This window comes from Helicobacter valdiviensis (genome assembly GCF_003245365.1).
Lineage (GTDB): Bacteria > Campylobacterota > Campylobacteria > Campylobacterales > Helicobacteraceae > Helicobacter_D > Helicobacter_D valdiviensis.
The window spans coordinates 1-1,727 of sequence record NZ_NBIU01000077.1; the positions used below are offsets into that span (position 1 = coordinate 1).

The 1,727-nt window shown below is 35.5% G+C and carries 3 protein-coding genes; all 3 read right to left on the bottom strand.

Features of this window, described 5'->3' with window-relative positions:
• Window positions 1-1,016: phage tail sheath family protein (locus B6S12_RS10535; RefSeq protein WP_111230723.1), on the bottom strand; the 1,016-nt coding region annotated here is incomplete at its 3' end.
• A 15-nt stretch (window positions 1,017-1,031) separates the two neighbouring features.
• Complete coding sequence (locus B6S12_RS10540; RefSeq protein WP_111230724.1) at window positions 1,032-1,337, bottom strand: hypothetical protein; 306 nt, start codon at window positions 1,335-1,337, stop codon at window positions 1,032-1,034.
• Window positions 1,338-1,469: 132 nt separating this feature from the next.
• On the bottom strand, window positions 1,470-1,727 hold a 258-nt coding region (locus tag B6S12_RS10545), incomplete at its 5' end, for a DUF1353 domain-containing protein (protein ID WP_146239367.1).

The following is a 1,727-nucleotide window of genomic DNA, read 5'->3' on the forward strand; positions in this document are numbered from 1 at the left end:
ACAAGCACCTTAGCACCTTTTAGATTTCTTAGCATTTCTTCAACACTAAGCTTAATAAAATAAAGCTCACTTGCTTTTTTATCAATGGCTTTAAAAGAGGCTTTTTGTCCTGCAAGGGCTACTCTATCAAAGGTTCTAACTCTAGCTAAATCTTGCCAGATAGTATCCTCATCGCTTGTATCACCTCCCCAAGTTCTATAACCCTCATAAAGAATAATGGTTGAGATTTGATTACTTCTTAGTCTATCTGCATCACAATCCTCACCCATCACAAAATCAATAAAATGCTCCACTCCTGTGATTCCATTTACTACTCTGTTAGAATAAGAATTAGAAAAGCCATATTCCACCTCTCCATCAGCATAGGCAATCATCGCAGCAATAAAAGGAGATTGTGGAACAAAGGAATACTCACCCCTTGAATTTAGAATTTGCGCTTGTGGAAAAGTTGCAATAAGTCTTTTTGTGCTAAAACTCTCCATTAGATTTATTGCCTCTCCTACATTTTGTGCGTATAAATCCACAATACCTGTGATTTTTAGTCCCTCACATAAGCTTTGGATTTTCTCTTTAATTCCTGCCTCGCTTGAATAATAAGGAGCGATGATTAAATCAGGGCTAAAGCCAGTTTTATGTCTTGATTTTCTAAACATCTCTAATGCTTCTATACAACCTGCAATATTATTCTCACTTTCTCTCTCTTCTATAAAAAAGCTAATAATAATCACGCAAGATACATTCTGCAAAGAAATACAATCTAATGTATCATAAAGCCTATAATCTTGTAAGTTTTGCTCTTTTATTAGAGTGCTTACAAACTCTTTAGCCTTTAATACATTAGAAAAAGCAAAGATAGGATTTTCAGTCGTATCTTTGTAACCTGCTAGATTATAAATTGCTTCTTTTGTTGCACCCTTGATACTTCCTGCAATACCTATTGGAGTATCACTTTGTATTTTAATAGGACTTGCTGCTCCATTAGTAATTGTCACATTTACGCCAAAATTTGCTGCCATTTAAACTCCTTTAATTTACTTTTTACTCTTAGCTTTTACACTCTGCACTTCTGCTCCGCCTTGCTCCTCCTCTGTGGGTGGCTCTTCTTCACTTGGAGTAAGTCCTGCAATCGCTTCAGTAATTAGCTCATTGCATTTACTTTCCATTTCACTCTTTGCTTGAGTTATCTTGCTATCTACCTCACTAGATTGTTTTGCCTCACTTGTGCTAATTAGACTTTGCACTTCTTCTTTGGTGGCATATTCTTTTTTTACAATAGGTTCTTTTGGAGGCAAAGTTGTTTGATCTCCACTTGGGATATAAGAAATTCCAAAATCCATTTTTACTCCTTTAAAATTAATTTATTTAGGCTTTATTGCAAAAAAGCTCTCGTGGTGGTTGGGACAGCTTTTACTTGTAAAAGCTAGGGTTCCCACTTCCCGCCTAAGAGAGATTTTTTGAATAAAGCAACCTTAAATCTTTTTAAATAATTGCCTAATTGGCACAACTATTAAAGAAAAAGCCCTCACACTAAAATAAAGCAAATAGGTTTTAAACCTTCCACAGCCTAAAGCTTTTAAAGCCCTCTTAAAAACTTTATCCGCTACTTTTCGCTCTATCACTCCTAAATTTGCTAAAGTGCATAAATAATCATGCACTACATAAGCCTTAGTGGGTTTGCCAATGGGTGAGAGAAAGCTTTGAAAAAGTTGTGGGATACTTCCAAAATC